Origin of the sequence: Paracidovorax citrulli (assembly GCF_900100305.1) — a bacterium.
Taxonomy (GTDB): Bacteria; Pseudomonadota; Gammaproteobacteria; order Burkholderiales; family Burkholderiaceae_C; genus Paracidovorax; species Paracidovorax citrulli.
Window position 1 is genome coordinate 1 of record NZ_FNEY01000008.1, and the last position, 26,961, is coordinate 26,961.

23 protein-coding genes are annotated in these 26,961 nt (G+C 68.4%); 14 read left to right on the forward strand and 9 right to left on the reverse strand.

Features of this window, described 5'->3' with window-relative positions; translation table 11 throughout:
- On the reverse strand, positions 1-235 hold a 235-nt coding region (locus BLR99_RS07280), incomplete at its 3' end, for a leucine zipper domain-containing protein (protein ID WP_139160146.1).
- Between the two features lie 257 nt (positions 236-492).
- Here BLR99_RS07280 and BLR99_RS07285 point away from each other — a divergent pair.
- Positions 493-1,461 carry a Bug family tripartite tricarboxylate transporter substrate binding protein gene (locus BLR99_RS07285; protein ID WP_074686966.1) on the forward strand — a complete coding sequence of 323 codons (969 nt, stop codon included), beginning with the start codon at positions 493-495 and terminating at the stop codon, positions 1,459-1,461.
- 42 nt (positions 1,462-1,503) lie between these two features.
- Here the strand turns inward: BLR99_RS07285 and BLR99_RS07290 are convergent, their stop codons facing one another.
- The 7 genes from BLR99_RS07290 to ugpB all read right to left on the reverse strand — a co-directional run bounded on the left by BLR99_RS07290 (position 1,504) and on the right by ugpB (position 9,524).
- Positions 1,504-4,074 carry a DUF3772 domain-containing protein gene (locus BLR99_RS07290; RefSeq protein WP_074686968.1) on the reverse strand — a complete coding sequence of 857 codons (2,571 nt, stop codon included), beginning with the start codon at positions 4,072-4,074 and terminating at the stop codon, positions 1,504-1,506.
- Between the two features lie 19 nt (positions 4,075-4,093).
- Positions 4,094-4,858, reverse strand: coding sequence for a glycerophosphodiester phosphodiesterase (gene ugpQ / locus BLR99_RS07295; protein WP_074686970.1), 765 nt, complete (start codon positions 4,856-4,858; stop codon positions 4,094-4,096).
- A 39-nt stretch (positions 4,859-4,897) separates the two neighbouring features.
- Positions 4,898-5,257, reverse strand: coding sequence for a bleomycin resistance protein (locus tag BLR99_RS07300; RefSeq protein WP_074686972.1), 360 nt, complete (start codon positions 5,255-5,257; stop codon positions 4,898-4,900).
- 19 nt (positions 5,258-5,276) lie between these two features.
- Entirely contained in the window at positions 5,277-6,293 is a 1,017-nt protein-coding gene (locus BLR99_RS07305; RefSeq protein ID WP_011796699.1) for a sn-glycerol-3-phosphate import ATP-binding protein UgpC, read from the reverse strand.
- Positions 6,294-6,354: 61 nt separating this feature from the next.
- Positions 6,355-7,206: a sn-glycerol-3-phosphate ABC transporter permease UgpE gene (gene ugpE / locus BLR99_RS07310; RefSeq protein ID WP_011796698.1), complete on the reverse strand. Its 852-nt coding sequence runs from the start codon at positions 7,204-7,206 to the stop codon at positions 6,355-6,357.
- A gap of 1 nt (position 7,207) precedes the next feature.
- On the reverse strand, positions 7,208-8,089 hold the full coding sequence (ugpA, locus tag BLR99_RS07315) for a sn-glycerol-3-phosphate ABC transporter permease UgpA (RefSeq protein WP_017438555.1): 882 nt from the start codon (positions 8,087-8,089) through the stop codon (positions 7,208-7,210).
- A 124-nt stretch (positions 8,090-8,213) separates the two neighbouring features.
- On the reverse strand, positions 8,214-9,524 hold the full coding sequence (ugpB, locus tag BLR99_RS07320; protein WP_011796696.1) for a sn-glycerol-3-phosphate ABC transporter substrate-binding protein UgpB: 1,311 nt from the start codon (positions 9,522-9,524) through the stop codon (positions 8,214-8,216).
- Between the two features lie 311 nt (positions 9,525-9,835).
- Here ugpB and serA point away from each other — a divergent pair, with 311 nt between their 5' ends.
- From serA to BLR99_RS07335, 3 genes are all read left to right on the forward strand, one after another.
- On the forward strand, positions 9,836-11,065 hold the full coding sequence (serA, locus tag BLR99_RS07325) for a phosphoglycerate dehydrogenase (RefSeq protein WP_074686974.1): 1,230 nt from the start codon (positions 9,836-9,838) through the stop codon (positions 11,063-11,065).
- 139 nt (positions 11,066-11,204) lie between these two features.
- A complete protein-coding gene (locus tag BLR99_RS07330; protein WP_074686976.1) occupies positions 11,205-15,119 on the forward strand; it encodes a DUF3683 domain-containing protein in 3,915 nt (1,304 codons plus the stop codon).
- Positions 15,119-15,565 carry an HIT family protein gene (locus BLR99_RS07335; RefSeq protein ID WP_011796693.1) on the forward strand — a complete coding sequence of 149 codons (447 nt, stop codon included), beginning with the start codon at positions 15,119-15,121 and terminating at the stop codon, positions 15,563-15,565. The genes BLR99_RS07330 and BLR99_RS07335 overlap by 1 nt, the downstream gene beginning before the upstream one ends.
- Positions 15,566-15,613: 48 nt before the next feature.
- Here the strand turns inward: BLR99_RS07335 and BLR99_RS07340 are convergent, their stop codons facing one another.
- The gene (locus BLR99_RS07340) at positions 15,614-16,687 is read right to left on the reverse strand and encodes a GGDEF domain-containing protein (protein WP_074686978.1); all 1,074 of its coding nucleotides are present in this window, start codon (positions 16,685-16,687) and stop codon (positions 15,614-15,616) included.
- A gap of 99 nt (positions 16,688-16,786) precedes the next feature.
- Between BLR99_RS07340 and BLR99_RS07345 the strand changes: the two genes are divergently transcribed.
- The 10 genes from BLR99_RS07345 (at position 16,787) to BLR99_RS07390 (ending at position 26,832) form a co-directional block, all read left to right on the forward strand.
- Complete coding sequence (locus BLR99_RS07345) at positions 16,787-17,209, forward strand: gamma-butyrobetaine hydroxylase family protein (protein WP_074686980.1); 423 nt, start codon at positions 16,787-16,789, stop codon at positions 17,207-17,209.
- 156 nt (positions 17,210-17,365) lie between these two features.
- Positions 17,366-18,097: a bifunctional demethylmenaquinone methyltransferase/2-methoxy-6-polyprenyl-1,4-benzoquinol methylase UbiE gene (ubiE, locus tag BLR99_RS07350; RefSeq protein WP_011796690.1), complete on the forward strand. Its 732-nt coding sequence runs from the start codon at positions 17,366-17,368 to the stop codon at positions 18,095-18,097.
- Positions 18,098-18,144: 47 nt separating this feature from the next.
- Positions 18,145-19,176, forward strand: a complete 1,032-nt coding sequence (locus BLR99_RS07355) for a Tim44 domain-containing protein (protein ID WP_011796689.1) — start codon at positions 18,145-18,147, stop codon at positions 19,174-19,176.
- A 107-nt stretch (positions 19,177-19,283) separates the two neighbouring features.
- Positions 19,284-19,874, forward strand: a complete 591-nt coding sequence (locus tag BLR99_RS07360) for a hypothetical protein (protein WP_074686982.1) — start codon at positions 19,284-19,286, stop codon at positions 19,872-19,874.
- Positions 19,871-21,439 carry a ubiquinone biosynthesis regulatory protein kinase UbiB gene (gene ubiB, locus BLR99_RS07365; protein WP_074686984.1) on the forward strand — a complete coding sequence of 523 codons (1,569 nt, stop codon included), beginning with the start codon at positions 19,871-19,873 and terminating at the stop codon, positions 21,437-21,439. Before BLR99_RS07360 ends, ubiB begins: the two co-directional genes overlap by 4 nt.
- Positions 21,440-21,510: 71 nt before the next feature.
- Complete coding sequence (locus BLR99_RS07370) at positions 21,511-22,956, forward strand: high affinity choline transporter 1 (RefSeq protein WP_017438789.1); 1,446 nt, start codon at positions 21,511-21,513, stop codon at positions 22,954-22,956.
- A 114-nt stretch (positions 22,957-23,070) separates the two neighbouring features.
- Positions 23,071-23,409: an FmdB family zinc ribbon protein gene (locus BLR99_RS07375; RefSeq protein WP_074686986.1), complete on the forward strand. Its 339-nt coding sequence runs from the start codon at positions 23,071-23,073 to the stop codon at positions 23,407-23,409.
- A gap of 9 nt (positions 23,410-23,418) precedes the next feature.
- Complete coding sequence (locus BLR99_RS07380) at positions 23,419-24,039, forward strand: DUF502 domain-containing protein (RefSeq protein WP_011796685.1); 621 nt, start codon at positions 23,419-23,421, stop codon at positions 24,037-24,039.
- A gap of 85 nt (positions 24,040-24,124) precedes the next feature.
- Positions 24,125-25,939, forward strand: coding sequence for an aspartate--tRNA ligase (aspS, locus tag BLR99_RS07385; protein WP_011796684.1), 1,815 nt, complete (start codon positions 24,125-24,127; stop codon positions 25,937-25,939).
- A gap of 80 nt (positions 25,940-26,019) precedes the next feature.
- A complete protein-coding gene (locus tag BLR99_RS07390) occupies positions 26,020-26,832 on the forward strand; it encodes a CsgG/HfaB family protein (RefSeq protein ID WP_074686988.1) in 813 nt (270 codons plus the stop codon).
- Positions 26,833-26,961 lie beyond the last annotated feature (129 nt).

Genomic DNA, 26,961 nt, shown 5'->3' on the forward strand with positions numbered 1-26,961 from the left:
ACAGCTGGACCTGCTCGGGTGGGCAGGCCTGGGGGCTGCGGTGCGGGCGGGAGCTGCGGTCGAGCAAGCCATCGGGGCCTTCGTTGCGAAAGCGGGCCATCCACTTGTAGCCGGTGCGCAGGCTCACGCCTGCGGCTTCGCTGGCTTGGCGCATCGTCCAGTTCTGCTGGAGCACTCTGTCGACCAGAAGGGCTCGACCTGCGCGGGTCAATCGCGCATGCTTATGACTGTTCATCCGGTGTCCTGTCCTGAGTTGCTGGGGCCTGGTAACCACAGCTTCCCAGGTCGGGCCTGGATGAACAACCTATTGAGACATCACAGCTAGGACGTCATCTCGATTGCCATCATGGGTTCGGCAAGTGATTGGCCGTGGCCCATGGAACCTCGCCCCAGTGCCTTCTCCAGGCGGCCCCGCGGGTATTGCCCCGTGCCGTCCCCCGTCGCTCCCCCCTAAGCTCCCGTCTCCACAACACCCACATTCGGAGATCCCCCATGCGCTTGCGCACTTGGCTCACCGCTGTCGCCCTGGCCTGCACGTCCGTGGCTGTGCCGGCCCAGCCCGCTTTCCCCTCCAAACCCATCCGCGTAGTGGTCGGCTTCCCGGCCGGAGGCCCGCTGGACCAGCATGCGCGGCTGCTGACCGACAAGCTGCAGGCGGTACTGGGCCAGCCGGTGGTGGTGGACTACAAGGCCGGGGCCGGCGGCACGGTGGGCGCGCAGGATGTGATGAAGGCGCCGCCCGACGGCCATACGCTGATGCTGGCCAACACGGGCGTGATGGTCATCAACCCGGCGCTCTACGGCAAGCTGCCTTACTCCACGCTCAGGGATTTCACGCCCATCGCGCGCACGGCGATGCAGCCGCTGGCGCTGCTGGTCAATCCGAAGCTGCCGGCGCAGAACCTGCAGGAGTTCATCGCGTACGCGAAGGCGCGGCCGGGGCAGGTCAATTTCGGCTCGGCGGGCAACGGGGGCATCAGCCACCTGGTGCCGGAAATGTTCAAGACGGCCACGGGGCTGTTCATGGTGCACATCCCGTACCGCGGCAGCGCGCCGGCCTTCACCGACCTGATGGGTGGGCAGGTGCAGTTCATGGCCGAGAGCATTCCGCAGGCGGCGGCGTACCACAAGCAGGGCAAGGTGCGCGCGCTGGCCGTCACCAGCCGCGAGCGCAACCCGGCGCTGCCCGATGTGCCGACGGCGATCGAGAGCGGGCTGAAGAACTTCGAGGTGGTGGGTTTCTACGGCTTTCTGGCACCGGCCGGCACGCCCAAGGATGTGGTGGCGAAGCTCAGCGATGCGTTCGGCCAGGTCATGCAGTCGCCCGACGTGAAAAACCGCATGGTGGCGCAGGGCGCCGATCCGGCCTTCCTGGGCGCCGATGCGTTCGCCAGCTTCCTCGCGGCGGAGATGCCGCGCTGGGCCGTGGCGGTGCAGCAGTCCGGCGCCAAGCTGGACTGAACTGGGTTGAACCGGAGCCGCCGGCGGGCGTGCGGCGGTGGCTTACGCCGTGCCCGGCGTCGGCGTGCCGGCCGGCTCCCTGGGCGGGAGGGCGGCTGTGGCGGACAGCGGCGCCACGGCGGTGGTGGCCGGGGGCGAGAGCGCCAGGCCTGCGGCGCGCAGCGATTCGAGGACGGAGAACAGCAGGTCGCTTTTCACGCCGCCGGCGTTGCGCGGGTTGCTCACGTAGCCAATGGCCAGGAAGGTGAGGGTGCCGCTCACGATGTCTTCCAGGGTGACGCTGGGCCCGGGGCTCTCCAGGATGCTTTCGTGCGCCTTGAAGGCATCCAGGATCAGGGCGCGCATGCGCTGGGCGTCGGTGTCCAGCGGGGCCGGCAGGCGCAGCAGCACGCGGCCCTGCGAGCCGCCCCAGGTCATGTTGCGCACGGTCTTGGTGATGAACTCCGAGTTGGGCACGATCACGGTGGAGTGGTCGCCCAGCTGGATCTCGGTGGCGCGCACGTTGATGCGGCGGATGTCGCCTTCGGTGTCGCCGAGCTTGACCCAGTCTCCCACCTTCACGGGCCGTTCTGCCAGCAGGATCAGGCCCGAGATGAAGTTCTGCACGATGGCCTGCAGCCCGAAGCCGATGCCCACCGACAGCGCGCTCGCGACCCAGGCGATGCGCTCCACGCTGATGCCCAGCGCCGCCAGCGCGGCTGCGATCACCATCACGCCGCCGAAGTAGCCCAGCAGGGTGGTGATGGAGCTGCGCATGCCCGGCTCCAGCGTGGTGCTGGGAAAATACCGGTCGCTGAGCCAGCGCTTGATCACGCGGATGCCGATGAAGCCCGCCACGACGACGCCCAGGGCCGTCAGCAGGGCCTGCGGGGCCAGCGCGAAGTTGCCGAGGTTCAGGCCCTGGTCCATCGCGCTGCCACGGCGGAACAGCTCGTCCGGGCCGGTGCCGAAGGGGGCCAGCAGGGCGATGACCAGGTAGAAGAACAGCACGACGCGCAGGGCGCCGGACAACACGACCGCCGCCTGGTCGAGCAGGCCCGGGTCGATGCCCATGCCCGTGTGCAGGCGCCGCCCGAAGCCGCTGCGCGAGGAGAGCATGGCGTCGCAGAGGTCGTCCACCAGTTGGTAGAGCAGGTACGCGGTGGCGAAGGCGACACCGCTCCAGACCATCTGCCGCGCCAGCGCCCCGGCCAGCGCGATGTAGCCGAAGGCGACCAGCAGCAGCACCGCGAGGGAGGCGATGCCCGCGCAGGCGACCAGCAGGCCGACCCAGAGAGGGCGCGCCGGCGGGGCGGCCGGAGCGGGCGCGGAGTCTTCGCCGGCGGCCGGCTCCTGCGCCGGCACGGGCAGCGGCGCGTTGAGCTGCCGCACCGACGCGGCGACGACCGCGGCCACCAGCAGCGCGAAGCAGGCCTGGGCGGTGATTTCCGCGGCGAGGCTGGCGCCCACGGCGGCGTTGATCTCCGTCACCATGCCGCCGAGCGCCGCGATGATCGCGATCCACCAGGGGTAGGGGCTCAACCGCCGGGCAAGGTCGTCGGGCAGCGAGGGCAGGCGCCAGGAGCTGCGCTTGCGCGAGAGCAGGGCGTGCCCCAGGCCGATCACGAAGGCCGCGAAGACCGCGAGGCCCACGGCGGTGTGCCCGAGCCCGTCGAGCCGCTCGCCGAGGTTGTCGCCCGCGTCGAGCCCGCTCAGCAGCCATTGCGCGGCGGTGCCGGTGAAGATCACGTTCGCCAGCACGGAGGCCGAGGCCAGCAGGGAGCGCCGCAGCCGGCCCGCGGGCAGTTTGGCCGGCGCGATGCGCACGAGCAGGCGCTCGCCGGCCCAGTTGCCGACCACCAGGAGCAGCAGTGCGCCCAGCAGGCTGACGAGGAAGGTCCGGCGCCGTTCGGGTTCGAGGGCGCGCTGCGCGGCCTGCCGGGCCTCGATGGCCAGGACGGACAGGCGCTCGGTGTCCGTGGGCCATGCGGCGCGCAGGTTGCGCCAGAAGGCGGCGCCCAGGGGCGAATCGGCGCGTGCGGTGAGTTCGGCCTGGAACTGCTGGCGCCGCTGGCGCAGCAGGTCGGCGCCGAGCTGTTCCGCATCGACGGCGATCAGGCGCGCGAGCTTGAGGTCCGCATCGACGGTGGCGCGCTGCTTGGCGAGGGCGCTGCGCTGCTGGACGACGTCGGGCGAGTCGGCGGGCGCGCCTTTTTCGGGGGCGGGGCCGAGTCCGGCGAGGCGGCTGTCCAGGTCCGCAAGGTCGGCCGTGCGGCGGGCCACCACCTGCTCGGCCGTGGCGCCGACGGCGTAGGCCTCGTTCACGAGCTTGCGGCCGTCGTCCTGGTCTCCGAGCTTGCGGGGGATGGCCTCGAGGCGCTTGCGCAGCTCGTCCACGGAGGGCAGCGGCGTGTCGGGATCGACGATGTTCCCCGCGGCCGCCGCCGCAGCGGCCCGCGATGCCGCCGCGCTGCTGGCGGAGGCCGGGGCCGAGGCGGGTACCTGTGGTGCTGCTTGCACCATGCCGGGCGGCCACGCCAGCAGGCAGGCCGCCAGGAGGATCATCGCCAGCGCCGTGCGCGGAAGGCGCCGCAGGAAACGAAGCAGGGAAAGGGAGTGAATGGTCGCGTCCATGGCTGGACCCGCGAGGGTATCACCGCGCCGGACTGAAGAGGTCCACCCGGTCGGTGATGATCCCGTCGGTGCCCAGGTCGATGAGCCGCTGCGCGGCCCATTCGTCGTTCACCGTGTAGCTGAGCGTGCGCAGGCCGCAGGCCTTCACGGCGGCGACGTGCTCCGCCGTCCAGAGCGCGTGGTTGCAGACCACCGCCGCGCAGCCGAGCTGGCGGGCGGTGTCCAGCCAGCCGGGCTCCAGGGTGCCGAGCAGCAGCCCGCGCGGCAGCAGGGGCGCGGCGTCGCGCGCGCCCGTGAGCGCCGCCACCTTGAAGGAGGTGAGCAGCGGAGGGATGTCGGCCTGGTGCCAGAGCCGGGCCGCCAGCGCCGCGACGGCGCGGCCGGTTTCTTCCTCGGTGCCCGGCGTGGGCTTGATCTCGATGTTCAGCAGGTAGCCGTTGCCCAGGCAGTAGCGCGCCAGATGCTCCAGGGTCGGCAGGGGCTCGCCCGCGCTGCCGCGGGAATGCCAGCTGCCCGCGTCGAGCTGCGCGAGTTCGCCCCAGGGGCGCTCGCCGGCGGTGCCCTGGCCGTTGGTGGTGCGGTCCAGGGTGGCGTCGTGCAGCAGGAAGACGACGCCGTCGCTGCTGAGCTTGGCATCGCATTCGAACATGCGGTAGCCGTGGCGCGCGCCGAGCCGGAAGGCCGCCAGGGTGTTCTCGGGGGCCAGCCGGCCCGCGCCGCGGTGGGCGATCCATCGGGGGTAGGGCCAGGCGGCGGGGGGCGTGGTGGATGGGGTGGCAGTCATGGCGATGAACTATAGGACCGACGGCAGCGACCGTGGCGCTCAGGAAGAGCGGATCTCTTCGCCGAACTTGAGCAGGTTGCCGTGGGGATCGTGCACGTAGAGTTCGCGCATGCCCCAGGGGCGCTCCACGGGCGGCGGCAGGTCCAGCCCCCGCTGCGCGAATTCGGCATGCAGCGCGCGCACGTCGCCGCGCACGTAGCAGGAGGTGTTCTCGGCGATGTGGCGCTCGCGGCAGAGCCAGAAGTGCAGTTCGCAGCCGTCGCGCGCGGCGATGAGGTAGTCCTGGGCGCGCAATGCGACCGAGAAGCCCAGCCGTCCGGAATAGAAGGCGGCGCTTTCTTCGAGGTCGAGGGACGCCAGCACCGGGATGGTGGCGTGCAGCGGGGCCTTGTCTGCCATGCGGGCGGTGCCGGGCCGCTCAGAGCCGCTTTCCGGAGGCGGCGTCGAACCAGTGCAGCCGGTCCATGCGGGGCTCCACGTGGATCATGTCGCCGGGCTGGGGATGGTGGGTGCCTTCCTCGATGCGCACGATGACCGGCTCGTCCCCGCCGCCCGACTGCAGGCGGCCATAGACGAGGCGCTCGGCGCCCAGCAGCTCGACCGTCTCCACGCGCAGTTCCCAGCCCGCTCCGGCGATGTCGATGTGCTCGGGCCGGATGCCGAGGATCGCGCCCTGCCGCCCGCCCGGGGCGTTTTTCAGCAGGTTCATGGGCGGCGAGCCGATGAAGCTCGCGACGAAGGTCGATGCGGGCGTGTGATAGACCTCCTCGGGCGTGCCGAACTGTTCCATCACGCCGCCGTTCATCACGATCATGCGCTGGGCCAGCGTCATGGCCTCGACCTGGTCGTGCGTGACGAAGAGGCTGGTGATGCCCAGTTCGCGGTGCAGCTTCTGGATCTCCAGGCGGGTCTGCGCGCGCAGCTTGGCATCGAGGTTGGAGAGCGGCTCGTCGAACAGGAACACCTGGGGCTGGCGCACGATGGCGCGGCCCATGGCGACGCGCTGGCGCTGGCCGCCGGAGAGTTCGCGCGGCTTGCGCTCGAGCAGGTGGCCGAGTTCCAGGATCTTCGCGGCCTTGTCCACGCGCGCCTTGATTTCGTCCTTGGGCACCTTGGCGATCTTCAGGCCGTAGGCCATGTTCTCGAAGTTCGTCATGTGCGGATAGAGCGCGTAGTTCTGGAACACCATGGCGATGTCGCGCTGGGCGGGCTCCAGGTCGTTGACCACGCGGTTGCCGATGGCGATCTCGCCGCCGGAGATTTCCTCCAGGCCGGCCACCATGCGCAGCAGGGTGGACTTGCCGCAGCCGGACGGGCCGACGATGACGATGAATTCGCCATCGGCGATTTCGGCGTTCACTCCGTGGATGACCTGGTTGGCCTTGGGGCCGTGGCCGTAGCGCTTGACGACGTTGCGCAGGGAAAGAGATGCCATTTTGCGATTGGGTGCGTAGCTGGATGCGTGGGTGGAATGGGGCCGGGGGGACGGGGGCGGACTACTTCTCGGTATCCACCAGGCCCTTCACGAACCATTTCTGCATGAGGATCACCACCACGGCGGGCGGCAGCATGGCCAGGATGGCGGTGGCCATGACGATGTTCCATTCGTTCTGGCCGTCGCCGCCCGCGATCATGCGCTTGATGCCGATCACCACGGGGTACATGTCCTCGCTCGTGGTCGCCAGCAGTGGCCAGAGGTACTGGTTCCATCCGTAGATGAACTGGATCACGAAGAGGGCGGCGATGGAGGTGCGCGACAGGGGCACCAGCACGTCCTTGAAGAAGCGCATGGGCCCGGCGCCGTCGATGCGCGCGGCCTCGACCAGTTCGTCCGGCACCGTCAGGAAGAACTGCCGGAACAGGAACGTGGCGGTGGCCGACGCGATCAGCGGCACCGTGAGGCCCGCGTAGCTGTTGAGCATGCCGAGGTCGGACACCACCTGGTAGGTCGGTCCGATGCGCACTTCCACCGGCAGCATCAGCGTGACGAAGATCAGCCAGAAGCACAGGCCCTTGAACGGGAAGCGGAAGTACACGATGGCGAAGGCCGACATCAGCGAGATGGCGATCTTGCCGAACGTGATGACCAGCGCCGACACCAGGCTCACCCACATCATGCGCGCCACGGGGGCGGTGGAGCCCGCGCCCTGGTCGCGTCCGAAGAGCGCGGCGGAGTAGGTTTCCCAGAAGTGGCCCCCCGGCAGCAGCGGCATGGGCGCCTGCACGATCTCCTGGGCGGTGTGGGTGGACGCCACGAAGGCGAGGTAGAGCGGGAACGCCACGATGGCGACCCCCAGGACCATGATGAAGTGCGCGAGCATGCCGCGCGTGAGGCTGCGTTCTACCATCTCAGTATTGGACCTTCTTCTCGACGTAGCGGAACTGCACGACGGTGAGCGCCACCACGATGAGCATCAGCACCACCGACTGCGCGGCCGAGCCGCCCAGGTCCATGGCCTTGAAGCCGTCGTAGTACACCTTGTAGACCAGGATGGCCGTGTCCTTGCCGGGGCCGCCCTGCGTGGCGGCATCGACGATGGCGAAGGTGTCGAAGAACGCATAGACCACGTTGATGACCAGCAGGAAGAAGGTCGTGGGCGAGAGCAGCGGGAACTGCACGCTCCAGAACCGTCGCCAAGGGCCGGCGCCGTCGATGGCGGCGGCCTCGATCAGCGATCTGGGGATGGACTGCAGGCCGGCCAGGAAGAAGAGGAAGTTGTAGGAGATCTGTTTCCAGACCGAGGCCATCACGATCAGCGCCATGGCCTGGCCGGAGTTCAGCAGGTGGTTCCAGTCGATTCCGAGCTTGCCCAGCGCATACGACACCACGCCGAGCGACGGCGAGAACATGAACACCCACAGCACGGCGGCCACGGCAGGCGCCACGGCGTAGGGCAGGATCAGCATGGTCTTGTAGAACATCGCGCCGCGCACGATGCGGTCGGCGAACACCGCCAGCAGCAGCGACAGCACTATCCCTGAGCCGGCCACGAGCACCGAGAACAGCGCCGTCGTCTTGAACGATTCGATGTAGCCGGGGTCGTCGAACAGGCGCTGGAAGTTCTCGAGCCCCACCCACTCGGTGGAGGTGCCGAAGGCATCCTGCATCTGCATCGACTGCACGAGCGCCTGGCTGGCCGGCCAGAAGAAGAAGACGAGGATGATGGCCATCTGCGGGGCTATGAGCAGCCAGGGCAGCCAGGCGGATTGGAATCGGACGCGTTTTTCCATGGGGATGCGCGGGGCCCTGGGCATGCGCCCTCAGGTGCGTGCCGCAGGGGGGAGATGACGAAAAAACCCTCCCCGCTCGGCGGGGAGGGCCGGATGGGGCGGCCGGGCCGGCCCGCGTGGCGGATCAGCCCTTGTTGGCCTTCTGGAAGCGCTCCAGCTGTTCGTTGCCGCGCTTCACGATGGCGTCGAGTGCCTCCTTGGCGGTCTTCTTGCCGGACCAGACCTGTTCGAGCTCTTCGTCCTCGATGGCGCGGATCTGCACATAGTTGCCCAGGCGGATGCCGCGGCTCTTGTCGGTCACCTTGCGGATCATCTGCGTCACGGCGACGTCGGTGCCGGGGTGCTCCTTGTAGAAGCCCGACTTCTCGGTCAGCTCGTAGGCGGCGGTCGTCACGGGCAGGTAGCCGGTGCGCTTGTGGCTGGCCGACTGCACTTCAGGCGTCGAGATGAACTTGAAGAATTCGGCCACGCCCTTGTACTCGGCGGGCTTCTTGCCGGCCATCACCCAGAGGCTTGCGCCGCCGATGACGGTGTTCTGCGGGGCGCCGGGAACGTCCGGGTAGTAGGGCAGGGGGGCGAGGCCGTAGGCGAACTTGGCGTTCTTGGCCACGTTGCCGTAGAAGCCCGACGACGTGTTGATCATCGCGCACTCGCCGGAGACGAAGCTCGCCTCGGGCACGTTGCCGCGGCCCTTGTACACGAACAGGCCCTGCTTGGCCATGTTGGCGAGGTTCTCGATGTGGCGAACGTGCAGCGGCGAATCGACCTTCAGGCGTGCGTCCAGGCCCTGCAGGCCGTTGGCCTTGCTCGCGAACTCCACGTTGTGCCAGGCCGAGAAGCTTTCCACCTGCGTCCAGTTCTGCCACGCCGTGGTGAACGGGCACTTGTGGCCGGAGGCCTTGAGCTTGGCGGCGGCATTGACCACTTCGGGCCAGGTGGCCGGCGCCTTGTCGGTGGGCAGGCCGGCGGCCTTGAAGGCGTCCTTGTTGAAGTAGAAGATGGTGGTGGAGCTGTTGAACGGGAAGCTCAGCATCTGACCGTTGGGGGCCGTGTAGTAGCCGGCCACGGCGGGGATGTAGGCCTTGGGGTCGAACGGCGCGCCGGCATCCTGCATCACCTTGCCCACGGGCACGATCGCGCCCTTGCTGGCCATCATGGTGGCGGTGCCCACTTCGAATACCTGCAGGATGTGCGGCGCGTTGCCGGCGCGGAAGGCGGCGATCGAGGCCGTCATCGATTCGTCATAGGTGCCCTTGTAGGTGGGCACGACCTTGTAGTCCTTCTGGCTCTCGTTGAACTGGCGGGCCAGGTCGTTCACCCATTCGCCGTTCACGGCCGTCATCGAGTGCCACCACTGGATCTCGGTCTGCGCGTGGGCCGAAATGCAAGCGGATGCGGCGATGGCGGCTGCCAGGGCCAGGTGCTTGGGCTGCATGGAAACTCCTCAAAGTAGCGATGAAAGCGGCGCATGGTATGCGCGCTACATGTCATCGGTATGTCGTTGTCGCATAGACAGGGTTTTCCACGGATCAGGAACTTCCCTGGATGAAGGGCTCTGCGTGGCGAAATTGTGTCTGTTTTGTGACGGTTTTCCGGGCTCGACCGTCGCCTGCGTGACCGGGATTCCACGGTGTGGATCGAAAAGCCCCGCAGGTACAGGGTTTCTTCCCATTGCACAATGGTCGGCCGCCTGCAAGGCGTTGGCCTGCTCCCTTCCCTTCCTTACTTCTCCTTCCCCGTAGTTCCATGACCAAGACATCGCTGGACAAGAGCAAGATCAAGTTCCTTCTGCTGGAGGGTGTGCACCCTTCCGCGCTCGACGTGCTGCGCGGCGCGGGCTATACCCAGATCGAGGCATTGCCGGGGGCGCTGGAAGGCGAGGAACTGCACCGCAAGATCGCCGACGCGCATTTCCTGGGCATCCGTTCGCGCACCCAGCTCACGGCCGAGGTGTTCGCGCACGCACACAAGCTCGTGGCCGTGGGGGCCTTCTGCATCGGCACGAACCAGATCGACCTGGAGGCGGCGCGCGAGCGCGGCATCGCGGTGTTCAACGCGCCGTATTCCAACACCCGCTCGGTGGCCGAGCTGGTGCTGGCCGAGGCCATCCTGCTGCTGCGCGGCGTGCCCGAGAAGAACGCCGTGGCGCACCGCGGCGGCTGGCTCAAGAGCGCCGAGAACGCCTACGAGATCCGCGGCAAGACGCTGGGCATCGTCGGCTACGGCTCCATCGGCACGCAGCTGTCGGTGCTGGCCGAGGCGCTGGGCATGCATGTCGTCTTCCACGACGTGGTCAGCAAGCTGCCGCTGGGCAACGCCCGCCAGGCGCCGTCGCTGCAGGCCCTGCTCGCGCAGAGCGATATCGTGACCCTGCACGTGCCCGAGCTGCCCTCCACGCAGTGGATGATCGGGCCCGAAGAGATCGCGGCCATGAAGCCGGGCGCGATCCTGATCAATGCGGCGCGCGGCACGGTGGTGCGCATCGAGGCGCTGGCCGAGGCGATCCGCGCCAGGAAGCTGCTCGGCGCGGCCATCGACGTGTTTCCGGTCGAGCCGCGCAGCAACAAGGACGAGTTCACCTCGCCCCTGCGCGGCCTGGACAACGTCATCCTCACGCCCCACATCGGCGGCTCCACCATGGAGGCGCAGGCCAACATCGGGCTGGAGGTGGCGGAGAAGCTGGTGAAGTACAGCGACAACGGCACGTCCACCTCGTCGGTGAACTTTCCCGAGGTGGCGCTGCCCGCGCACCCGGGCAAGCACCGCATCCTGCACATCCACCGGAACGTGCCGGGTGTGCTGTCGGCCATCAACCAGGTGTTCGCCGACAACCAGATCAACATCGCCGCCCAGTACCTGCAGACCAACGAGAAGGTGGGCTACGTGGTGATCGACATCGACGCGCAGTCGTCCGAGCTGGCGCAGGACAAGCTCGCGAGCGTCCCGGGCACCATCCGCAGCCGCGTGCTGTTCTGAGCGCGGGGCGGCGGCGGCCGTGCGCGCGGCTGCGTGCCCGGCAGCGCCGCCGCCGCCCGAGCACGGCAGGGGCGGCTGGCTTAAAATCGCGGCCCCTCCCAAGGTTGGGAGCGTCCACGCTCCCCAGGTGATCCCCCCGATGAATGCACCCACTGAGTTGGCAGCCCTGATGCCACAGGCCGCCGAGCCCACTCGCCTGCGCGAGATTCCGTACAACTACACCTCGTTTTCCGACCGGGAAATCGTCATCCGGCTGCTGGGCTCCGCCTCCTGGGACGTGCTGGACCAGTTGCGCCGCGAGCGGCGCACCGGGCGCTCCGCCCGCATGCTGTACGAGGTGCTGGGCGACATCTGGGTCGTGCAGCGCAATCCCTACCTGCAGGACGACCTGCTGGACAACCCCGACCGCCGCAAGGCGCTGGTGGACGCCCTGCAGCACCGCCTGGCCGAGATCGGCAAGCGCCGCACGCCGGGTGAGGACGAGGAGCGTGACCGCCTGGTGGGGCAGTTGGTGGAGGCGGCGCGCCGCGCCATCGCGGAATTCGACGCCACTTTCGTGGAGGCGGCGCAATTGCGCCGGCAGGTGCAAAAGCGCCTGGGCCGCCACACGGCCCGCGACAACATCAAGTTCGACGGCCTCTCGCGCGTGTCGCACGTGACCGACGCCACCGACTGGCGCGTCGAATACCCGTTCGTGGTGCTCACGCCCGACACCGAGGCCGAAATGGCCGCGCTGGTCAAGGCCTGCATCGAGCTGGAACTGACCATCATTCCGCGCGGGGGCGGCACCGGCTACACCGGAGGCGCGATCCCGCTCACGTGGCGCAGCGCCGTCATCAACACCGAGAAGCTCGAAGCCATGACCGAGGTGGAAATGCGCCGCCTGCCGGGCATGGACCGCGAGGTGGGCACCATCTGGACCGAGGCCGGCGTGGTCACGCAGCGCGTGGCCGATGCGGCCGAGCGCGCGGGATTCGTCTTCGCGGTCGATCCGACCAGCGCAGAGGCCTCGTGCATCGGCGGCAACATCGCCATGAACGCGGGCGGCAAGAAGGCCGTGCTCTGGGGGACGGCGCTGGACAACCTGGTCAGCTGGCGCATGGTGACGCCCGAGGCGCAGTGGCTGGAGGTCACGCGCCTGGACCACAACATGGGCAAGATCCACGACGTGGAGACGGCCACCTTCGAGCTGCAGTATTTCGAGGCCGACGGAAAGACCCCGGTCCGCACCGAGCGGCTGGCCATTCCCGGCCGCACCTTCCGCAAGGAAGGCCTGGGCAAGGACGTGACGGACAAGTTCCTCTCCGGCCTGCCGGGCATCCAGAAGGAGGGCTGCGACGGCCTCATCACCAGCGCGCGCTGGGTGGTGCACCGCATGCCGGCGCACACGCGTACCGTGTGCCTGGAGTTCTTCGGCAACGCCAAGGACGCGGTGCCGAGCATCGTCGAGATCAAGGACTTCATGTTCGCCGAGCAAAAGCGCAGCGGCGTGCTGCTGGCCGGCCTGGAGCACCTGGACGACCGGTATCTCAAGGCCGTGGGCTACGCCACCAAGAGCAAGAAGCACGGCGGCGGGCTGCCCAAGATGGTGCTGTTCGGCGACATCGCGGGCGACGACGCCGACGCGGTGGCGCGCGTGACCAGCGAGGTCGTGCGCATCGCCAATTCGCGCGCGGGCGAGGGGTTCATCGCCATCAGCCCCGAGGCGCGCAAGAAGTTCTGGCTGGACCGCAAACGCACGGCCGCCATCAGCCGCCACACCAACGCCTTCAAGATCAACGAAGACGTGGTGATTCCGCTGCCTCGCATGGCCGAGTACACCGACGGCATCGAGCGCATCAACATCGAACTCTCGCTGCGCAACAAGCTCAAGCTGTGCGACGCGCTGGAGGAGTTCCTGCTGCGCGGCGACCTGCCGCTGGGACGCCAGGACGACGCGCACGAAATCCCTTCCGCCGAGTTGCTGGAAGACCGCGTGGCCCAGGCCGTGGCGCTGATCGGCGAAGTGCGGTCGCTCTGGAGCGGCTGGCTGCAGGGCGTGGAAGCGCTCTTCCCGCAACTGCAGGACCACACGCTGCGCGCGAGCTGGAAGACGCAGCTGCGCGAGCCGCTCGCCAAGATCTTCCCGGGCGCGTCGTTCCAGCCGATCATGGACGAGGCGCAGGCCATCCACCAGCGCGTGCTCAAGGGCCGCGTGTGGGTGGCGCTGCACATGCACGCGGGCGACGGCAACGTGCACACCAACATCCCCGTCAACAGCGACGATTACGACATGCTGCAGACGGCGCACGAGGCCGTCGAGCGCATCATGGTGCTGGCGCGTGGCCTGGACGGCGTGATCTCGGGCGAGCACGGCATCGGCATCACCAAGCTGGAGTTCCTCACGGACGACGAACTGCGCCCCTTCGCCGACTACAAGCGCCGCGTGGACCCGCAGGGCCGTTTCAACAAGGGCAAGCTGCTGCGCCATCAGGTGCCTGCCGCGCACGCAGAGAAGGCGCCCGCAGCCGTCTCGGCGCGTGAATCGCTGATGTTCTCGGACCTCACCAATGCCTACACGCCGAGCTTCGGCCTGATGGGGCACGAATCGCTCATCATGCAGCAGAGCGACATCGGCGCCATCGCCGATTCGGTCAAGGACTGCCTGCGCTGCGGCAAATGCAAGCCCGTGTGCTCCACGCACGTGCCGCGCGCCAGCCTGCTCTACAGCCCGCGCAACAAGATCCTGGCGACCTCGCTGCTGGTCGAGGCCTTCCTCTACGAGGAGCAGACGCGCCGTGGCGTGTCGATCAAGCACTGGCAGGAGTTCGAGGACGTGGCCGACCACTGCACCGTCTGCCACAAGTGCTACACGCCGTGCCCCGTCAAGATCGACTTCGGCGACGTGACGATGAACATGCGCAACCTGCTGCGCAAGATGGGCAAGAAGAGCTTCCGGCCCGGCAACAAGCTGGCGATGGCCATGCTGAACGCCACCAACCCGGACACCATCAAGCTGATGCGCTCGGCGATGGTGGACGTGGGCTTCAAGGCGCAGCGCGCGGTGGTCGATCTGGCGCGCGCCGTGGGCCGCCGCCAGACCGCGCATCCGCCGGCTACGGTGGGCACGGCGCCGGTCAAGGAGCAGGTGATCCACTTCGTGAACAAGAAGCTGCCGGGCGGCCTGCCGAAGAAGACGGCGCGCGCGCTGCTGGACATCGAGGACAAGAACTACGTGCCCATCATCCGCAACCCGGCCGCCACCACGGCCGAGACGGAAGCCGTGTTCTATTTCCCCGGGTGCGGATCGGAGCGCCTGTTCAGCCAGGTGGGCCTGGCCACGCAGGCCATGCTCTGGCATGCGGGCGTGCAGACGGTGCTGCCGCCGGGCTACCTGTGCTGCGGCTACCCGCAGCGCGGCAGCGGCCAGTTCGACAAGGCGGAGAAGATGATCACCGACAACCGGGTGCTCTTCCATCGCGTGGCCAACACGCTGAACTACCTGGACATCAAGACGGTGGTGGTGAGCTGCGGCACCTGCTACGACCAGCTGCAGGGCTACCAGTTCGACAAGATCTTCCCGGGCTGCCGCATCATCGACATCCACGAATACCTGCTGGAAAAGGGCATCCGGCTGCAGGGCAAGGGCGCCTACCTGTACCACGAGCCCTGCCACAACCCGATGAAGCTGCAGGACTCGGTGAAGACCGTGAAGGCGCTCGTCGGCCCGCAGGTGACCAGGAGCGACCGCTGCTGCGGCGAATCCGGCACGCTGGGCGTGACGCGGCCCGACATCTCCACCCAGGTGCGTTTCCGCAAGGAGCAGGAGATCCTCAAGGGCGAGGCGGCGCTGCGTGCCAGCGGCGCCGTGGGGCCCCAGGACAACGTGAAGATCCTCACCAGCTGCCCGAGCTGCCTGCAGGGCCTGAACCGCTACCAGGACGACCTGCAGAACGGTCTGCTGGAGGCCGACTACATCGTCGTCGAGATGGCGCGCGAGATCCTGGGCGAGAACTGGATGCCCGAATACGTGCGGCGCGCCAACGCGGGCGGCATCGAGCGGGTGCTGGTCTGATGGCGTCGGCCTGTCCCCTGTGCGGCGGCGACGGCGGCACGCTGGTCTGGCGCGGCCGGCAGATGCGCGTCGTGCATGCCGGCGAGGAGGCCGATCGCGGCTTCCCGGCGTTCTATCGCGTGATCTGGAACACGCACGTCGCGGAGTTCTCGGACCTGTCCGAAACCGAGCGCGCGCTCTGCATGGCCGCCGTGGCGGTGGTGGAGCAGGTGCTGCGCGAGCAGCTGCAGCCCACGAAGATCAACCTGGCGGCCCTGGGCAACATGGTGCCGCACCTGCACTGGCACGTGATCGCCCGCTTCGGTTGGGACAGCCACTTTCCCGCGCCCGTCTGGGCTCCGTCCCAGCGCGATCGCGACCTCGAGCGGGAGGCTGCCGTGCAGGCCCGCGGCGAATCCATCGCGCAGCAGCTGCGCGCGCGCCTTGCGCAGGCCGGCCTGGACTGAATCCGCGCATACGCGCCGGAGCACCGGCCGGCCGTGTTCTCGGCGCGTTCAGTCCGCCGTCGTCACGCGGTTGCGGCCTGCTTCCTTGCTGGCATACAGCGCCTGGTCGGCCCGGGCAATCGCGGCCTCCAGCGATTCGCCTCCGCGCAACTGCGCCACGCCCAGCGAGAGGCTCGCCGGGATGGCTTGCGTGCCGCGGCGGGCCGGATCTCCGGCCACGATGGCGCGCATGCGCTCGGCCAGGGCCTGCGCGTCGCCCAGGCCGCACGAGGGCATCACCAGGAGGAATTCCTCGCCGCCCCAGCGCGCCAGCAGGTCGTGCGCGCGGCTGCTGCGCTCCATGAGTTCCGCCACGTGCACGAGGACCTGGTCACCGGCTTCGTGGCCATGGGTGTCGTTGATGCGTTTGAAGTGGTCGATGTCGGCGATCACCACCGAGGTCGGCTGGCCCGCGGCCCGTGCCTGCGCGATGCGCTCCTGCGCCAGGCCGGCGAGGCGCCGCCGGTTGGACAACCCCGTGAGCGGGTCGGTGCACGCCTGCTCTTCCAGGCGGCGCTCGGCCCGAAGCACCGAGCCGTAGTAGTAGCGGACGGTGTAGGCCGCCATGGCGAATACCACCGCCACGTTGAACGCATGCGCGATCGACTGTCCCAGCGGATCGAGCGGCGCCTGCGCGCCATGGCGGCGCGAAAACTCGTACATGCCGACGTAGAAAACGAAGAGCGCAAACAGCATCACGGGCGTGGCGGCGCGGCGGCCCCGGCCCACCACGATGGCGGGAATGAACATCAGCAGGTAATAGTGGAAGCCGCTGTTCCAGCCGATCAGCCAGGTGCCGATGGCCGAGTGGCCCACCACCTCGAGCCAGATCAGCGCCAGCGCAGCGCCGTTGCGGTGCCGCTGCAGCAGTGCGTAGGCCGCGGCGTACATGCCGATGCTCACCAGGTTCAGCCAGGTGAGCAGCGGCGATCCGAGCATCAGGAAAAGGGGAATGAAGGCCGCGTCCACGGCCGCGGCCATCACGGTCACCCGCTGGGTCATCACCCAGAACGACTTGCGGGCCATGTGCCCCTCCCGGTGGGAGAGGGGGGCCGTGATGGCGGAAGCGTCGGTGGAGGGCATGGTGGCCTGGGGCGGGCTGCGGCTGGTGGGACAATTCTCGTCCACCAATGTAAGAGTTGCTACCGCCGCCTCCGGGCGTGGCGGACGAGAGGATCTCCCATGGCAGACCAGCACGCGGCCGCTGCCGCGCCGCAATCGCTCACCGTGCACGGCGCGTCGCGCGTGCTCGAAATCGCCTTCGACGACGGGGCGAGCTTCCGCATTCCGTTCGAGTTGCTGCGGGTGTATTCGCCCTCGGCGGAAGTGCAGGGCCACGGCCCGGGCCAGGAGGTGCTGCAGACGGGCAAGCGCGATGTGCAGATCACCGCCATCGAGCCCGTGGGCCACTACGCGATCAGGCCCGTGTTTTCCGACGGGCACCAGAGCGGCCTCTTCACCTGGCCGTACCTGTACAGGCTCGGGCGGGAGCAGGAATCGCTCTGGCAGCAGTACCTGCAGCGCCTGGCGGACGCCGGGCTGGACCGCGACGCGCCCATGCCGGCCCCGCGCGGCGGCGGTGGCAGCGCGTGCGGAACGCATTGACCCTATGCTCCAGTATCGGTAGCACCAGGTGAATTGCCCGTCAGCGCCAGCGCCGGTTTTTCTTTCCATCCACGCGTACCCGCCGCGCGACACATGCCCCAACCCGTTGCGGGGTTGTCGCTGCCTGCGCGGCCTTCGCACTCTTAGCATCCCACCATGAGCACCACCCATTTCGGCTTCCAGACCGTGGACGAGAACGACAAGGCGCGCCGCGTGCGCGGGGTTTTCGATTCCGTCGCTTCCAAGTACGACGTCATGAACGACCTCATGTCGGGCGGCCTTCACCGCGCGTGGAAGGCCTATACCGTCATGGTCGCCAACCTGCGCGAGGGCCAGCGCGTGCTGGACATCGCCGGCGGCACGGGCGACCTGGCGCGCGCGTTCGCGAAGAAGGTGGGCGCGAGCGGCACGGTGGTGCACACCGACATCAACGAATCCATGCTGCGCGTGGGGCGCGACCGCCTCATCGACGAAGGCACCGTGCTGCCCACGCTGGTCTGCGACGCCGAGCGGCTGCCGTTTCCCGACAACCATTTCGACGTGGTGAGCGTGGCCTTCGGCCTGCGCAACATGACCCACAAGGACGTGGCGATCGCCGAGATGTGCCGCGTGCTCAAGCCGCGCGGCCGGCTGCTGGTGCTGGAGTTCTCGCAGGTGGCCAAGCCGCTGCGCAAGCCCTACGACTGGTATTCCTTCAAGGTGCTGCCGCGGCTCGGGAAGCTCGTGGCCGGCGACGATGCGAGCTACCGCTACCTGGCCGAGTCGATCCGCATGCATCCGGGCCAGGAAGAACTCAAAACCCTCATGCAGAAAAATGGCTTTGGGCATGTGGACTATCACAACATGACTGGCGGTATCGTGGCCCTGCATGTTGGAATCAAGTGCTGAACTGGACGAAGCGCACGCTTTCGATAACTAAACCGAGTGGAGATGACATGATGAAATTCTGGTCTGTGGCTTTGGTGGCGATGCTCGCGGTGGTGCACCTCGATGCCGACGCCCGCCGCATGGGCGGCGGCAAGTCGGTGGGCAAGCAGTCGAGCAACGTGACGCAGCGCGAGGCCGCGACCCCGCCGGCCACGCCCGCGGGCCCCACGCAGAACGCGGTGGGCAACAGCCCCGCCAACGCAGCCGCGGCGAAGCCGGCGGCGGCACCGAACGCGGCGCCCGCCGCCGCCCCCAAGAAGCCGTGGGGCGCGATGCTGGGCGGCCTGGCCGCGGGCCTGGGCCTGGCGTGGCTGGCCCACTCCCTCGGCCTGGGCGAGGCCTTCGGCAATTTCCTGCTGATCGCGCTGCTCGCGCTCGTGGCCTTCGCGGTGATCGGCATGGTCATGCGTTCGCGCAGGCCTTCTTCCGCTGCGGCGATGGGCGGCGCGCCCTTCGCCTTCCAGGGGGCCGGGTCCGCATCCCCCTCCGATGCGGCCGTACCCCGGCAGTACAGCCCGCAGAACGTGGGCAACGATGCCTCCGCGCGCCCCTTCGAGCGCAGCGGCATGGCGTTCGACGCGTCCCGTACCGGCGGCGCGGGCAGCGGGGTGGTGATCGGCTCGGGCCTGTCCGGTTCGCAGAACTGGGGTATTCCCGCCGACTTCGACACGCAGGGCTTCCTGGACGCCGCCAAGCGCAACTTCGTGACGCTGCAGGCCGCCTGGGACCGCTCGGACATCGCCACGCTGCGCTCGATGATGACCGACAGCATGGTCGATGAGATCCGCGCGCAGCTCGGCGAGCGCGAAGCCCTGCGCGGTGCCAGCCAGCCCAACCACACGGACGTGGTGATGCTGGAGGCGCAGCTGCTGGGCATCGAGGACCTGGGCGACGGCTACATGGCCAGCGTCGAGTTCTCCGGCATGATCCGCGAGGAGCTCTCTGCCGGCCCGAGCCCGTTCCGCGAGGTCTGGAACATGACCAAGCCCAAGAGCGGCACCAGCGGCTGGCTGGTGGCGGGCGTGCAGGCGCTCCAGTGAAACCGGCGGGGCCGGTCCGCCGCGCGGCGGGCCGGGCTCCAATGGCACGGACCGTGTACGGGCAAGCTTTCGGGCATCCGGGCGAGTTCGGGGAATAATCGGGGACTATGGCAGCACCACAGTCCCCTTTTTCGTTCCTGGACGGGCTCTTCGAGCGCCTGGCCAGCGGCCCCCAGCCCCCGCAATGGCTGGTGCATGAGGTGCAGCACCGCCTGGTGCTGCTCGTCAACCACGTGCTCATGCAGGAACCCGAGGCCATGGAGCGGCTCGTGCGCCAGAGCGGCAGCGTGGCGCGCGTGCAGTGGCGCATCTACTCCATGTCGCTGCGCGTGACGCCGGCCGGCCTGTTCGATCTGGCTGGCGAGGCGGCGGTGCCCGACCTGCGCATGGAGATCACCGACATGTCGCCGCTGGCGCTCGCCCAGGCCGCCCTGCGCGGCGACAAGCCCGCCATCCGCATCGAAGGCGACGTGCAGCTGGCGGCCGAGATCCAGTGGCTGGTGGACCACGTGCGCTGGGATCTCGAGGAAGATCTTTCGCGCCTGCTCGGCGACGCGCCGGCGCATGCGATATGCACGGCCGCCCGGCGTGCCGCGCAGGCGCTCAGGCAGTTCGTCGGCATGCGCATGGGAGGACGCCCCGCAGCGGGCGGCACCGCCCAGGCGGCCGCTCCCGCTTCCGATCGCGGCGTTCCATGAGCCGCCTTTTCCGCGGCGCCACCATCGTCTGGGTGGTGCTGCGCTATGGACTGGATGAGCTGGTACTGACGAGCTTCCAGAAGCCGTGGCTGCGGCTGCTGGCACGCATCGTCTCCTTCGGCCGCAAGCTGGACGCGCCGCGCGGACAGCGCCTGCGCGAGGCCCTCGAGCGGCTGGGGCCCATCTTCGTGAAGTTCGGGCAGGTGCTGTCCACGCGGCGCGACCTGCTGCCGCCGGACATCGCCAACGAACTGGCGCTGCTGCAGGACCGCGTTCCGCCCTTCGACCCGGACGTGGCCGTGGCCACCATCGAACGCGCCTTCCGCCGGCCGGTGGGCGAGGTGTTCGTCTCGTTCGAGCGCGTGCCGGTGGCGAGCGCATCCATCGCGCAGGTGCATTTCGCCATCGTGCGCGACCGCCACGGCGTGGAGCGCGAGGTGGCCGTGAAGGTGCTGCGGCCCGGCATGCTGCCCGTGATCGACAACGACCTGGGCCTCATGCGCGCCATGGCCGGCTGGGTGGAGAGCCTGTCGGCCGACGGCAAGCGCCTGAAGCCGCGGCAGGTGGTGGCGGAGTTCGACAACTACCTGCACGACGAGCTGGACCTGATCCGCGAGGCCGCCAATGCCGCGCAGCTGCGCCGCAACATGGAGGGACTGGGCCTGGTGCGCATCCCGGAGATCCTCTGGGACTTCTGCCACCCGGAAGTGCTGGTGATGGAGCGCATGAAGGGCGTGCCGATCAGCCAGATCGAGCGGCTGCGCGCGGCCGGGGTGGACATCCGCCAGCTGGCGCGCGACGGCGTCACCATCTTCTTCACCCAGGTCTTCCGCGACGGCTTCTTCCACGCGGACATGCACCCGGGCAACATCCAGGTGAGCCTGGAGCCGGGTTCGTTCGGCCGCTACATCTCGCTGGATTTCGGCATCGTCGGCTCGCTCACCGAGTTCGACAAGGAATACCTCGCCCAGAACTTCACCGCCTTCTTCCGCCGCGACTACAAGCGCGTGGCGGAGCTGCACGTGGAGAGCGGCTGGGTGCCGGCCGACACGCGCATCAACGAACTGGAGTCGGCCATCCGCGCCGTCTGCGAGCCGTACTTCGACCGCCCGCTCAAGGAGATCTCGCTCGGCATGGTGCTGATGCGGCTGTTCCAGACCTCGCGGCGCTTCCACGTGGAGATCCAGCCGCAGCTCGTGCTGCTGCAGAAGACGCTGCTCAACATCGAAGGCCTGGGCCGCCAGCTCGACCCGGAACTGGACCTCTGGAGCACAGCCAAGCCGTTCCTGGAAAAGTGGATGCTCGACCAGATGGGGCCGCAGCGGCTCTGGCGCGAAGTGAAGGCCGAGTCGCCGCATTTCGCGAAGATGCTGCCTGAGCTGCCGCGCCTGCTGCACGACTACCTGCACCACAAGCCGCACGATCACCGGCGCGAGATGCAGGAACTGCTCGCCGAGCAGCGCCGCACCAACCGGCTCCTGCAGAGCATCATCTACGGTGGCATGGGTTTTGTATTGGGACTGCTGGCGCTGCAGTTCCTGATCCGCATCCGGTTCTTCCACTAAAGCCCCCCGCAGCGCCGCCTGCGCATTCCCTTTCCCGACAACCCTCACTTCGCGACATCGAGGAGCATGCCGTGCTGCTGACCCTGGTCATCGTCTATCTGCTGGTCACCATCGCCATCGGGCTGGTGGCGGCCAAGCGTGTCAAGAACACGGCGGATTTCGCCATTGCCGGGCGCAACCTGCCGCTCTACATGATCATCACCACCACCTTCGCGACGTGGTTCGGTTCGGAGACGGTGCTGGGCATCCCCGCCAAGTTCATCCAGGGCGGCCTGGGCAACGTGGTGGAGGATCCCTTCGGCGCCGGCTTCTGCCTGATCCTGGTGGGCATCTTCTTCGCCGCGAAGCTCTACCGCATGACGCTGCTCACGATCAGCGACTACTACCGCGAGCGCTACGGCCGGGCGGTGGAGGTGATCTGCTCGCTCATCATCATGTTGAGCTACCTGGGCTGGGTCGCGGCGCAGGTGACGGCGCTGGGGCTGGTGTTCAACCTGCTGTCGGGCGGCGCCATCAGCATTCCGGTGGGCATGACGATCGGGGTGGCATCCATCCTCGCCTACACGCTCTTCGGCGGCATGTGGTCGGTGGCGGTGACCGATTTCATCCAGATGATCATCCTGGTGGCGGGCCTGGCCATCATCGCGGTCTTCGCGGGCGAGATGGCGGGCGGGGCCGGCAAGGTGATCGATTTCGCGGCCAGCCGCGACCTGTTCCGCTTCCTGCCGGAGCCTGAATTCCACGACGTGGTGTTCTTCATCGCGGCCGGCATCACCATGATGTTCGGGTCGATCCCGCAGCAGGACGTATTTCAGCGCGTGATGTCCGCCAACAACCTGAAGGCCGCCACGCGCGGGCCCGTCATCGGCGGCATCTGCTACATCCTGTTCGCCTTCGTGCCCATGTTCCTCGTGGCCAGCGCGCTCATCATCATGCCGGCGGAGACGGCGGCGCTGCTCCAGGACGATCCGCAGAAGGTGCTCCCCGCGCTGGTGCTCGAGAAGATGCCCTTCGTGATGCAGGTGCTCTTCTTTGGTGCGCTGCTGTCGGCGCTCAAGTCCACCGCCTCGGCCACGCTGCTGGCGCCCAGCGTCACGTTCACCGAGAACATCTGGCGCCAGTTCCGCCCCTCCATGACCGACCGCGAGCACCTGCGCACCATGCGCATCAGCACCCTGGTGTTCAGCCTGCTGGTGCTGGCGTATTCGATCCGCATGCAGGGCACGTCCATCTACGAACTGGTGTCCGGCGCCTACCAGGTGCCGCTGGTCGGCGCCTTCGTGCCGCTGGTGTTCGGCCTGTACTGGAAGCGTGCCACGACCCAGGGCGCGCTGTGCGCCATCGTGCTGGGCCTGGGCTTCTGGCTGGCGTTCATGGCGCTGCCCGCGGGCGAGGTGTTCCCGGCGCAACTGGCCGGCGTGCTGGCCGCCGTCGCGGGCATGCTCGCCGGCTCGCTGGCACCCCAGTGGGTGGGTAACCGCCACGGATCCCACCACCGCGTGGTCGGTGCGGAGTGAGCCTCAGGGGGCCGCGCGGGCCGCGAAATGAGGGCTGGCAGGGGTGCCGGAGCGCCTGCCTATAATTGAAGGTTTTGCAAACCCTCCTTCGCGCCTTGAATAGCACGGTAAAAAATGCCTATCTATGCCTATAAATGCGGCTCCTGTGGCCATGCCAAGGATGTGCTGCAGAAGATCTCCGATGCCCCGCTCACGGTCTGCCCCGCCTGTGGCGCCGAGACGTTCTCCAAGCAGGTCACGGCCGCCGGCTTCCAGCTCAAGGGCTCGGGCTGGTACGTGACCGATTTCCGCGGCGGCAACGGCGGCGGCGCCAGCGCCCCGGCTCCGGCCGCGGAAGGCGCCGCGGCGCCCGCGCCTGCCCCCGCGGCGCCCGCGCCTGCCCCCGCGGCGGCACCCGCACCGGCACCGGCTGCTCCCGCCGCGGCGCCCGCCGCCCCCACCTCCAAGAGCTGAACGTCCTCGATGTCCGCTTTGCGCAAATGGCTGTTCACGGGCCTGCTGGTGATCGTTCCGGGCGTGATCACCGCCTGGGTCCTGCACTGGATCATCAGCACGCTCGACCAGACCCTGCAGATCCTGCCGGAGAACTGGCAGCCCGACCGGCTGCTGGGCTTCCACATCCCCGGCTTCGGGGTGCTGCTCACGTTCGCGATCCTGCTCACCGTGGGCGCGCTGGCGAGCAACTTCGCCGGCCGCAAGCTGGTGGAGTGGGGCGACCGGCTCGTGAGCCGCATCCCCGTGGTGCGCTCGATCTATTCGAGCGTCAAGCAGGTCTCGGACACGCTGTTCTCCGAAAGCGGCAACGCCTTCCGCACGGCGGTGCTCGTGCAGTGGCCGCGCGAGGGCGTCTGGACCGTCGCCTTCATCACGGGGGCGCCGAGCGGCGAAGTGGCCGCCTACCTGCGTGACGGCTACGTCAGCGTGTACGTGCCGACGACGCCCAATCCCACCGGTGGCTATTTCGTGATCCTGCGCAAGAGCGACTGCATCGAGCTCGACATGAGCGTGGACGCCGCGCTGAAGTACATCGTGTCGATGGGCGTGGTGGCTCCCCCGGACCTCACGCTCACCGATTCCAAGTAACCCTTTCCCTTCGGCGCGCCCCGCGCGGGCGCCTGATACCTCCCTCCAGTTTGGGCGCCCCCCGCGGGCGCAGGAAGAAGCACCCATGGCCATGCGTTCCCACTATTGCGGTCTCGTCACCGAAGCCCTGATGGGCCAAACCGTCACCCTCGCGGGCTGGGTGAACCGCCGCCGCGACCATGGCGGCGTGATCTTCATCGACCTGCGCGACCGCGAAGGCAACGTGCAGGTGGTGTGCGACCCGGACCGCGCCGACATGTTCAAGACGGCCGAGGGCGTGCGCAACGAGTTCTGCGTGCAGGTCAAGGGCCTGGTGCGCGCGCGCCCCGAGGGCACGACCAACGACAGCCTCAAGAGCGGCAGGATCGAGGTGCTGTGCCACGAGCTGAACGTGCTGAACCCCTCGGTGACGCCCCCGTTCCAGATGGACGACGAGAACCTGTCGGAAACCACGCGCCTCACGCACCGCGTGCTCGACCTGCGCCGCCCGTACATGCAGCGCAACCTGATGCTGCGCTACAAGACGGCGATCCAGGTGCGCAACTTCCTGGACAAGGAAGGCTTCATCGACATCGAGACGCCCATGCTGGGCAAGAGCACGCCCGAGGGCGCGCGCGACTACCTCGTGCCCAGCCGCGTGCACGACGGCCAGTTCTTCGCGCTGCCGCAGTCGCCCCAGCTCTACAAGCAGATGCTGATGGTGGCCGGCTACGACCGCTACTACCAGATCACCAAGTGCTTCCGCGACGAGGACCTGCGCGCCGACCGCCAGCCCGAGTTCACGCAGATCGACTGCGAAACCTCGTTCCTGAACGAGGAAGAAATCCGCGCGATCTTCCAGCGCATGGTGACCGAGGTGTTCAAGACCCAGCTGGACGTGGACCTGGGCGAGTTCCCGATCATGACGTACCAGGACGCGGCGTTCCGCTTCGGCTCCGACAAGCCCGACCTGCGCGTGAAGCTCGAGTTCACCGAACTGACCGAGGTCATGAAGGACGTGGACTTCAAGGTGTTCTCCGGCGCGGCCAACATGCAGGGCGGCCGGGTGGTGGCCCTGCGCGTGCCTGGCGGCGCGCGCGAGAACGGCGGCCTGTCGCGTGGCGAGATCGATGCGTACACCGAGTTCGTGAAGATCTACGGCGCCAAGGGGCTGGCCTACATCAAGGTCAACGAACTGGCGAAGGGCCGCGACGGCCTGCAGTCGCCCATCGTGAAGAACATCCACGACGCGGCCATCGCCGAGATCCTGAAGCGCACCGGCGCGCAGGACGGTGACCTGCTGTTCTTCGGCGCCGACAAGACCAAGGTGGTCAACGACGCGATCGGCGCGCTGCGCCTGAAGATCGGTCACAGCGAGTTCGGCAGGAAGAACGGCCTGTTCGAGAACGTCTGGGCGCCCCTCTGGGTGGTGGACTTCCCGATGTTCGAGTACGACGAGGACGACGCGCGCTGGGTGGCCGTGCACCATCCCTTCACGAGCCCCAAGGATGGCCATGAAGACCTGATGGATACCGACCCGGGCAAGTGCCTCGCCAAGGCCTACGACATGGTGCTGAACGGCTGGGAGCTGGGCGGCGGCTCGGTGCGGATCCACCGTGCCGAGGTGCAGAGCAAGGTGTTCGCGGCCCTCAAGCTCACGCCCGAGGACGCCCGCGCCAAGTTCGGCTACCTGCTGGACGCGCTGCAGTACGGCGCGCCTCCGCATGGCGGCCTCGCCTTCGGCCTGGACCGCCTCATCACGCTGATGACGGGCGCCGAGTCGATCCGCGACGTGATCGCCTTTCCCAAGACCCAGCGCGCGCAGGACCTGCTCACGCAGGCCCCGAGCCCGGTGGACGAAAAGCAGCTGCGCGAACTGCACATCCGCCTGCGCAACCCGGACGCCGCCAAGGCCGCCTGACCGGAGGCCGGCAACGGTTTGACCCGGCATGGCAGGGGCCTCGCGGCTTCTGCCATTTTTTTTAGCGAGGAACCTGTCACATGCGGACTTTCGCGAAGGGCGCCGCGGCCCTGGCGGCGGTGCTGGCCCTGGCGGCCTGCGGCGAGAAGAAGACGGAACTGGGCGAGGGCGGTTCGGTGGTGAGCGGTTCGGCCGGCCCCCAGGGCGCGCGCAACGCCGCGCACGAACTGGTGCGCTGCGACGCACCGGTCGCCACGCTGGCGCTGGCCGAGAACCCGAACGGCTACGTGATGGGCTCGGCCTACCAGCTGCCGGCGTCGCCCGTGCCGCTGGTCAAGCTGCTCGCCCAGCAGAGCGGATGTTTCCGCGTGGTGGACCGGTCGGCTGGCCTGCGCGGCACGGTACAGGAGCAGGAACTGCGCGAGGCCGGTGTTCTGCGCAAGGACACCACGGTGCACAAGGGCCGGGGCTACGAGGCGCAATACACCCTGACGCCGAGCGTCACCTTCAGCGAGCAGGATGCCGGGAGGGGCCTGGGCGGCATCCTCGCGATGATCCCCGGGCTGCGCGACATGGCCGGCCTCATCGGCCTTGCGGAGCAGGTGAAGTTCAAGGAGGCCCAGACGGCGCTGCTGCTGTCGGACAACGAGACCACGGAGCAGGTGGCCGCCGCCACGGGCGCTGCCCGCACCACGGACCTGGGCGTGGGCGGCCTGGTGCTGGGCCGCCTGGGCGGCGGCGCCGGGGCCGGCTGGAGCAACACCAACGAGGGCAAGGTGATCGCCGCGGCGTTCCTCGACGCGCACAACCAGCTCGTGGCGCAGGTGCGCGCGCTGCAGGCGAAGGAGTTGCCTCCGGCGGTGCCGGTGCGCAAAACCGCGGCAGGCAGCTGAACGCCGGCTCAGGGTTGACGAGAGTCCGGCGGGTGCGATTTGCTTACAGTGGTTCGACCTTTCCATGGCATCGGGGGAGCGGGTGTGTCCCGTGGTGGGTATGCACTCTCTCGTGGCGGGCCGGCGCTG

Excerpts from the sequence above, each read along its gene's own strand:
- BLR99_RS07285 (WP_074686966.1), top strand. The coding sequence starts at position 493 with ATGCGCTTGCGCACTTGGCTCACCGCTGTCGCCCTGGCCTGCACGTCC.
- BLR99_RS07290 (WP_074686968.1), bottom strand. The coding sequence starts at position 4,074 with ATGGACGCGACCATTCACTCCCTTTCCCTGCTTCGTTTCCTGCGGCGC.
- ugpQ (WP_074686970.1), bottom strand. The coding sequence starts at position 4,858 with ATGACTGCCACCCCATCCACCACGCCCCCCGCCGCCTGGCCCTACCCC.
- BLR99_RS07300 (WP_074686972.1), bottom strand. The coding sequence starts at position 5,257 with ATGGCAGACAAGGCCCCGCTGCACGCCACCATCCCGGTGCTGGCGTCC.
- BLR99_RS07305 (WP_011796699.1), bottom strand. The coding sequence starts at position 6,293 with ATGGCATCTCTTTCCCTGCGCAACGTCGTCAAGCGCTACGGCCACGGC.
- ugpE (WP_011796698.1), bottom strand. The coding sequence starts at position 7,206 with ATGGTAGAACGCAGCCTCACGCGCGGCATGCTCGCGCACTTCATCATG.
- ugpA (WP_017438555.1), bottom strand. The coding sequence starts at position 8,089 with ATGGAAAAACGCGTCCGATTCCAATCCGCCTGGCTGCCCTGGCTGCTC.
- ugpB (WP_011796696.1), bottom strand. The coding sequence starts at position 9,524 with ATGCAGCCCAAGCACCTGGCCCTGGCAGCCGCCATCGCCGCATCCGCT.
- serA (WP_074686974.1), top strand. The coding sequence starts at position 9,836 with ATGACCAAGACATCGCTGGACAAGAGCAAGATCAAGTTCCTTCTGCTG.
- BLR99_RS07330 (WP_074686976.1), top strand. The coding sequence starts at position 11,205 with ATGAATGCACCCACTGAGTTGGCAGCCCTGATGCCACAGGCCGCCGAG.
- BLR99_RS07335 (WP_011796693.1), top strand. The coding sequence starts at position 15,119 with ATGGCGTCGGCCTGTCCCCTGTGCGGCGGCGACGGCGGCACGCTGGTC.
- BLR99_RS07340 (WP_074686978.1), bottom strand. The coding sequence starts at position 16,687 with ATGCCCTCCACCGACGCTTCCGCCATCACGGCCCCCCTCTCCCACCGG.
- BLR99_RS07345 (WP_074686980.1), top strand. The coding sequence starts at position 16,787 with ATGGCAGACCAGCACGCGGCCGCTGCCGCGCCGCAATCGCTCACCGTG.
- ubiE (WP_011796690.1), top strand. The coding sequence starts at position 17,366 with ATGAGCACCACCCATTTCGGCTTCCAGACCGTGGACGAGAACGACAAG.
- BLR99_RS07355 (WP_011796689.1), top strand. The coding sequence starts at position 18,145 with ATGATGAAATTCTGGTCTGTGGCTTTGGTGGCGATGCTCGCGGTGGTG.
- BLR99_RS07360 (WP_074686982.1), top strand. The coding sequence starts at position 19,284 with ATGGCAGCACCACAGTCCCCTTTTTCGTTCCTGGACGGGCTCTTCGAG.
- ubiB (WP_074686984.1), top strand. The coding sequence starts at position 19,871 with ATGAGCCGCCTTTTCCGCGGCGCCACCATCGTCTGGGTGGTGCTGCGC.
- BLR99_RS07375 (WP_074686986.1), top strand. The coding sequence starts at position 23,071 with ATGCCTATCTATGCCTATAAATGCGGCTCCTGTGGCCATGCCAAGGAT.
- BLR99_RS07380 (WP_011796685.1), top strand. The coding sequence starts at position 23,419 with ATGTCCGCTTTGCGCAAATGGCTGTTCACGGGCCTGCTGGTGATCGTT.
- aspS (WP_011796684.1), top strand. The coding sequence starts at position 24,125 with ATGGCCATGCGTTCCCACTATTGCGGTCTCGTCACCGAAGCCCTGATG.
- BLR99_RS07390 (WP_074686988.1), top strand. The coding sequence starts at position 26,020 with ATGCGGACTTTCGCGAAGGGCGCCGCGGCCCTGGCGGCGGTGCTGGCC.